At 42.3% G+C, this 8114-nt stretch carries 5 protein-coding genes; all 5 read left to right on the top strand.

Translation table 11 applies throughout. The annotated features are described in order from the left end of the window. Nucleotides 1-82 precede the first annotated feature (82 nt). On the top strand, nucleotides 83-1336 hold the full coding sequence (locus tag H8Z82_RS09395; protein ID WP_019162434.1) for an ATP-binding protein: 1254 nt from the start codon (nucleotides 83-85) through the stop codon (nucleotides 1334-1336). 514 nt (nucleotides 1337-1850) lie between these two features. Then, nucleotides 1851-3839: an excinuclease ABC subunit UvrB gene (gene uvrB / locus H8Z82_RS09390; protein WP_207724647.1), complete on the top strand. Its 1989-nt coding sequence runs from the start codon at nucleotides 1851-1853 to the stop codon at nucleotides 3837-3839. 571 nt (nucleotides 3840-4410) lie between these two features. Continuing rightward, nucleotides 4411-5451, top strand: coding sequence for a heat-inducible transcriptional repressor HrcA (gene hrcA / locus H8Z82_RS09385; protein ID WP_186994961.1), 1041 nt, complete (start codon nucleotides 4411-4413; stop codon nucleotides 5449-5451). Between the two features lie 17 nt (nucleotides 5452-5468). Beyond that, nucleotides 5469-6110, top strand: a complete 642-nt coding sequence (grpE, locus tag H8Z82_RS09380) for a nucleotide exchange factor GrpE (protein ID WP_186994960.1) — start codon at nucleotides 5469-5471, stop codon at nucleotides 6108-6110. A 60-nt stretch (nucleotides 6111-6170) separates the two neighbouring features. Beyond that, nucleotides 6171-8048 (top strand): molecular chaperone DnaK, encoded by a 1878-nt coding sequence (gene dnaK, locus H8Z82_RS09375; RefSeq protein WP_019162430.1) that lies wholly within the window; start codon nucleotides 6171-6173, stop codon nucleotides 8046-8048. Nucleotides 8049-8114: the final 66 nt, after the last annotated feature.

Below are 8114 nucleotides of genomic sequence, written 5' to 3'. Positions count from 1 at the left end.
TCCGATCTTGGAATCTGCTATCAAACAGACTGGTGCGAGAGTGCTTATTTTAGATCCGATTCAGGCATACCTTGGAGGAACAATGGATATCAAGAGAGATAAATACCTGAATGATTTGATTAACCGTATGCACAATGGAATGATAAAAGTTGTAACTGGTATCAGAAGATGTGGAAAGTCTTATCTGTTATTTAATATTTTCAAAAATTATTTGCTGGAGCATGGTGTGGCTTCTTCGCATATTATTACGATTGAACTGGATCAACGTAAAAACAAAAAGTATCGTGACCCGGATACAATATTAGATTACATCGAGTCTTTGATAGAAGATGATGGACAGTATTACGTCATGCTTGATGAAGTACAGATGTTGCAGGAGTTTGAAGAAGTTTTAAATTCGCTGCTTCATATCAGAAATGCGGATATATATGTGACAGGAAGTAACTCTAAATTCTTATCTAAGGATGTGATTACGGAGTTTAGGGGTAGAGGTGACGAAATTCATATTTATCCATTAACGTTCAAAGAGTTTATGGAAGCCTACAATGGTGATATGTACCATGGATGGGCAGAGTATGTTGTGTATGGTGGTCTTCCGCTTACTGTAACAATGAAAACGGAAGAACAGAAAATTAGCTATCTGACAAATCTTTTTAAAGAGACTTATCTGAAGGATATTATTGAAAGACACCATATTGAAAAAACGCAGGAGCTAGAAGATTTGATTAATATCTTAGCGTCTGCCATTGGTTCGCTGACAAATCCACCGAAAATTGAAGCTACCTTTAAAAGTTCGATTCAGTCAACAATTAGCCTAAATACAATCAGACAGTATATTGAACATTTGGAAGATGCATTTATTATCAATAAAGCCAATCGTTATAATGTAAAAGGCAGAAAATACATTGGTACACCGTTGAAATATTATTTTGAAGATGTGGGACTTAGAAATGCGAGATTAGGATTTAGACAGGTTGAAGAAACACATCTGATGGAGAATATTATTTACAACGAATTACGAAGCAGGGGATACACAGTAGATGTTGGTGTTGTAGAAAAGCGTGGAACTGATGAAAATGGTAAAGAGTACAAGAATCAGCTGGAAATTGATTTTGTAGCTAATCTTGGCAGTAAACGTTATTATATCCAGTCCGCTTTCAGTATGCCGACAGAAGAAAAGCGTATTCAGGAAAAGGCTTCTCTTGTAAACGTAAATGATTCTTTTAAAAAGATTATCGTTGTGAAAGATGTTGTAAATGTTACAAGAGATGAAGACGGAATTACTACGATGAGTATCTATGACTTTTTATTAAAAGAAAATAGTTTAGAATTATAATATAGGTCCAATAATATTTTACAAATACTACGGATCCGTAGGTGCTTCCTGAAGAGGAGTTTAACTTGTCAGAGATGAATTACATGGATTCAGTGGCTTTGGAATTGGCAGTATAAATTGTGAAATATTTGTGTGAGAAATATAGAGGTATTTGTGATCTCTATATTTTATACCGATTGTGGTACACTATACTGATTGAGAAACGAGAGTAAACTGGTTATAATAAAATTAAGAAGTAAGCAGAGTATAGAATGATCAGCAGAAAATGAGGTGATGATATATGCCAAAGATGATGCAGGATTGTTTCAAGAATCAACTTGTCGGCACACTAGAAAAGGGAAAAATATTCAGAAATAGTTTTTTGAACAAATAATATAGAAAACATATAAAGTATAGAACGGGTATTCGCTTGTTCTGTACTTTTTTTATATGGGATGATATACTGAAAACATAACCATACTAAAACATATCTCAATTTTTGATAAGCGAAATTTGATTAAAACAGGAGAATATTATGGATCATTTTAAATTACACTCCGAATACAAACCAACCGGTGACCAGCCTCAGGCAATCGAGAAACTGGTCGAAGGTTTTAAAGAAGGCAACCAGTTCGAGACTTTACTGGGTGTCACAGGCTCCGGTAAGACCTTCACTATGGCGAACGTCATCGCCCGGCTTAATAAACCAACCCTTATCCTTGCCCACAACAAAACTCTCGCGGCACAGCTTTACGGAGAGATGAAGGAATTTTTCCCGGAGAATGCGGTGGAATATTTTGTTTCCTATTATGATTACTATCAGCCGGAGGCCTATGTCCCGTCTTCAGACACCTATATCGCTAAAGACTCCTCCATCAATGACGAAATTGACAAACTCCGTCTCTCTGCCACAGCCGCAATGTCAGAACGGAAAGATGTAGTGGTCATTTCCTCCGTTTCCTGTATCTACGGACTGGGATCCCCTCAGGAATTTTTTGACATGATGATCTCCCTGCGTCCGGGTATGACCAAAGACCGGGATGAGGTGATCCGGGAGCTGATCGACATTCAGTATACCAGAAATGAGATGGACTTCCACCGAAGCACCTTCCGTGTCCGGGGAGATACTCTGGAAATTTTTCCTGCCAACAGCTCCGACACAGCCGTGAGAGTAGAATTTTTTGGAGATGAGATTGACCGTATTTCAGAAATTGATGTACTGACAGGAGAAATCAAATGCCAGCGTTCCCATATCAGCATCTTCCCTGCATCCCACTATGTAGTGCCTGCAGAACAGATCCAGAGAGCAGCGGTAGCAATAGAAGAAGAATTAAAAGAACGCGTAGAGTATTTCAAAAGTGAAGACAAACTTCTGGAAGCCCAGCGAATCTCAGAACGCACCAATTTCGACATTGAAATGATGAAAGAAACAGGATTCTGTTCAGGAATCGAAAACTATTCCAGACATCTGTCAGGATTAAAGCCCGGACAGCCGCCATACACACTGCTGGACTATTTTGGAGATGACTTCTTACTTATTATAGATGAATCTCATATCACAGTACCTCAGGTAGGAGGAATGTACGCCGGTGACCAGAGCCGTAAGCAAACGCTGGTAGACTACGGCTTCCGACTTCCTTCAGCCAAGGATAACCGCCCCTTAAGCTTCGAAGAATTCGAATCCAAACTGGATCAGGTCATGTTTGTATCTGCCACCCCGGGACAATATGAGTATGATCATGAACTCCTCCGTGCAGAACAGATCATCCGTCCAACCGGACTTCTGGATCCGAAAGTAGAAGTCCGCCACATTGAAGGACAGATTGACGACCTGATAGGGGAAGTAAACAAAGAAGTGTCAAAGAAACACAAAATCCTGATCACAACCCTCACCAAACGAATGGCAGAAGACCTGACAGAATATATGAAAGAAGTAGGAATCCGGGTCCGCTATCTCCATTCCGATATCGATACCTTAGAGCGTGCCCGCATCATCCGCGATATGCGCCTGGATGTCTTTGATGTACTGGTAGGAATCAACCTCCTCAGGGAAGGTCTGGACATCCCGGAAATCACCCTGGTAGCAATCCTGGATGCAGACAAAGAAGGCTTCCTCCGTTCCGAAACCTCCCTCATCCAGACCATCGGACGAGCTGCCCGAAACAGTGAAGGCCATGTAATCATGTACGCAGACAACATGACCGATTCCATGCACAAAGCCATCACCGAAACCAACCGCCGTCGAACCATCCAGGAAGCCTACAACAAAGAACATGGAATCACTCCGACCACTATCAAAAAAGCAGTCCGCGACCTCATCGCCGTATCCAAAGCAGTAGCCGAAACTGAAGTCCGACTCCAGAAAGACCCAGAGTCCATGACCCGCAAAGAACTCACCAAACTCATCGCCCAGGTAGAAAAACAAATGCGCGCCGCAGCCGCAGACCTCAACTTCGAACAGGCCGCCGAACTCCGCGATAAAATGATCGACCTGAAAAAAAAACTGGATACTTTAGACAAATAATGCTATACCGAGTTTTTATACCTGCACTAGTACAGCGAATATTAAGTAACTGCTATATTGACTTGTCTGATTTTTCATCTGCGCCAATATAGCAGAAACTTAATTTTCGATGCACTAGAAAAGGCGATTCGCCTTTCAGGCGAGAGCCCCGCCTATATGATCATCGTCCTGAACAGTCAGCGGGGAGAAAGTATTGATATTGTGTGCATTTGCAGGATGCTTAGAGATACTTAGTCCGCAGAAATCTGCGTTATGAGCCGGCTGCATCACCTGTCTGAGCGGAGTCTGCGACGGAGCGAGTTTGACAAGCCGGCTCATGCCTTTAGCAGATTTCTGCAGACTTAGTATCTCTTAGCGTCCGAAACCGCACACAATATCAATACTTTCTCCCCGCGTCCCTTTCTATAACATAATCTTAATAATTCCCATTGTTCATAAAATAACAAAAAATTCACAAAATAATATTGACAAACCAAATCAAGAGTGCTATCTTATGAGCATAAGGTGTTAGCACTCCTAAAACATGAGTGCTAACAAACCAAAAACAAAGGCAGTAAAGGAGTGGAACTTCATGGATCAGGAATTAGATGATCGTAAAAAGAAAATACTAAAAGCCATCATCAAAACCTACATGGAAACAGGCGAACCGGTGGGTTCCCGGACCATTTCCAAGTTTGCAGATTTAAATGTAAGCTCTGCCACCATCCGGAATGAGATGTCAGACCTGACAGATATGGGATATATCGTACAGCCCCACACCTCAGCCGGAAGAATTCCTTCTGATAAAGGTTATCGCCTCTACGTAGACGAGCTGATGAAAGAAAAGGAATCAGAGGTTCAGGAAATCAAGGATCTCATGATAGAGAAAACTGATAAACTGGATAAAATGCTGAAACAGGTGGCAAAGGTACTTGCCTCCAATACCAACTATGCAACTATGATTTCTGTTCCACAGTACAGCGGAAGCAAGATTAAATTCATCCAGCTTTCCCGCGTGACACCACTTCAGCTTGTGGCAGTAGTAGTGAGTGATAACAATGTCATCCGAAACCAGATCATCAATCTGGATGAGGAGATGGACGATCAGACAATCCTGAAATTAAATCTTCTTCTTAACACCAACTTAAATGGTGTGCCTATTCAGGACATCAACCTGGGAATGATTGCCCGCCTGAAAGAACAGGCAGGTGTACATGGCTCTGTGGTTGGCACAGTCCTTGATGCAGTAGCAGATACCATCCAGGTAGACGAAGATGATATGCAGATATATACTTCAGGAGCAACCAACATTTTTAAGTATCCGGAGCTTGCAGATACAAGTAAAGCGAGTGGACTGATTTCAGCATTTGAAGAGAAGCAGGATCTGGTAGACCTGGTAAAAGAGAGAATGTCTGATACTGAGAATACAGGAATTCAGGTGTACATTGGTGATGAGATGCCGGTGCAGACCATGAAAGACTGCAGTGTGGTCACAGCCACTTACGAACTTGGAGAAGGAATGCATGGTACCATCGGTATCATCGGTCCCAAGCGTATGGATTACGCAAATGTAGTTGACAGCCTGAAGGCTTTGAAAGTCCAGCTGGACGAACTGATTAAGAAAGAGAGTTAGAAAGGCGGTAATAGAGAGTGTCAGAAGAAACAAAGAACACAGCCCAGGAAGAAGAGACAACAGAGACTCCTGTAACAGAAGAAACTGTTGAAAATGAACCTGAGGTTGTAGAAAACGGTGAAGCTGAAACTGAAGAGATTCCTGTAGAGGATGGCGAGGAAGAAACCTCCCAGGATGATAAAGACAGCAAATCAAAAACTTCTTTCTTCGGTAAGAAGAAAAAAGAAAAAGATAAATTTGAACAGCAGATCGAAGAACTTACAGACAGACTGAAACGAAACATGGCTGAGTTCGATAACTTCCGTAAGAGAACGGAGAAAGAGAAATCCAGCATGTATATCATCGGAGCCAAGGATATTGTTGAGAAAATGCTTCCGGTTGTGGATAACTTCGAGAGAGGTCTTGCACAGGCACCTGAAGGAGATTCTTTTGCAGATGGCATGAAGATGATCTACAAACAGCTGATCACAACATTAGATGAGTTGGGCGTGAAACCGATTGAAGCAGTGGGTAAGGAATTTGATCCGAACTTCCACAACGCAGTGATGCATGTGGAGGACGAAGAAGCCGGTGAGAATATTGTGGTAGAAGAATTCCAGAAGGGTTACACCTACAAGGATTTCGTAGTCCGCCACAGTATGGTAAAAGTAGCCAACTAATTTACATGAAAATATAGAATATATCAAATCTAGTTGAAAATAAACAGGAGGAACAAGATTATGGGAAAAATCATTGGTATTGACTTAGGTACAACAAACAGCTGTGTAGCCGTAATGGAAGGTGGACAGCCAACAGTTATCGCTAATACAGAAGGCGCAAGAACAACACCATCCGTTGTTGCTTTCACAAAAACAGGAGAACGTCTTGTAGGTGAACCTGCAAAACGTCAGGCAGTAACAAACGCAGAGAGAACAATCTCTTCCATTAAAAGAGAGATGGGTACTGACTACCGTGTAACAATCGACGACAAGAAATATTCCCCACAGGAAATTTCCGCTATGATCCTTCAGAAACTGAAAAAAGATGCAGAAGGATACCTTGGTGAGAAAGTTACAGAAGCAGTTATCACAGTTCCTGCATATTTCAATGATGCTCAGCGTCAGGCAACAAAAGATGCCGGTAAAATTGCCGGTCTTGATGTAAAACGTATTATCAACGAGCCAACAGCAGCAGCTCTTGCATATGGCCTTGACAATGAAAAAGAACAGAAGATCATGGTATACGACTTAGGTGGCGGTACATTCGACGTATCTGTAATCGAAATCGGTGATGGTGTTATCGAAGTTCTTTCCACAGCAGGTAACAACCGTCTTGGTGGTGATGACTTTGACCAGAAAGTTACAGATTACATGCTTGCAGAGTTCAAGAAAGCAGAAGGCGTTGACTTAAGCAATGATAAGATGGCACTTCAGAGATTAAAAGAAGCTGCAGAGAAAGCAAAGAAAGAGCTTTCTTCCGCAACAACTACAAACATCAACCTGCCATTCATCACAGCTACAGCAGAAGGCCCGAAACACTTCGACATGAACCTTACAAGAGCTAAATTCGATGAATTAACACATGACTTAGTAGAAATGACAGCAGAACCGGTACGTCGTGCACTTTCAGATGCAGGTATCACAGCATCTGAACTTGGACAGGTACTTCTGGTTGGTGGATCTTCCCGTATCCCGGCTGTACAGGATAAAGTAAGACAGTTAACAGGCAAAGAGCCAAGCAAGAACCTGAACCCGGATGAGTGTGTAGCACTTGGTGCTTCTATCCAGGGTGGTAAACTTGCAGGTGATGCAGGCGCAGGCGATATCCTTCTTCTGGATGTTACTCCACTGTCACTGTCCATCGAGACAATGGGTGGTATCGCAACAAGACTGATTGAGAGAAATACTACGATTCCTACAAGAAAGAGCCAGATTTTCTCAACAGCAGCAGACAACCAGACAGCAGTAGATATTAACGTTGTACAGGGTGAGCGTCAGTTTGCAAAAGACAACAAATCCCTTGGCCAGTTCCGTCTGGACGGAATCCCGCCAGCACGTCGTGGTGTTCCGCAGATCGAAGTTACATTTGATATCGATGCAAACGGTATCGTAAATGTATCCGCTAAGGATCTTGGAACAGGTAAGGAACAGCACATCACAATCACAGCTGGTTCTAATATGTCTGATTCCGATATCGACAAAGCAGTAAAAGAAGCTGCTGAGTTTGAAGCACAGGATAAGAAACGTAAGGAAGCAATCGATACAAGAAACAATGCTGATTCCATGGTATTCCAGGTTGAGAATGCACTGAAAGAGGCAGGAGACAAGATCGATGCTAATGATAAAGCTGCTGTAGAAGCAGACCTGAATGCACTGAAAGATTTACTGTCCCAGACTGCAACAGCAGAAGAGATGACAGATTCCCAGGTAGCAGATATCAAAGCTGCTCAGGAGAAGATGATGGAAAGTGCTCAGAAGCTTTTCGCTAAAATGTATGAGCAGACACAGCAGGCAGGCGGCCAGGCAGGACCGGACATGAACATGGGCGGCGGTGCAGCAGGCAGCACAGATGCAGGAAACAACGATGATGTTGTAGATGCTGATTATAAAGAAGTATAATATGACAAATCATAACTGTTCAGTGGGAGAGTTTCTCTCACTGAATAGTTGTGCTATAAATCCAGT

This window comes from Blautia difficilis (assembly GCF_014297245.1).
In the GTDB taxonomy this organism is placed as follows: Bacteria; Bacillota; Clostridia; order Lachnospirales; family Lachnospiraceae; genus Blautia_A; species Blautia_A difficilis.
This window is presented reverse-complemented; position numbering and strand designations above follow the sequence as displayed.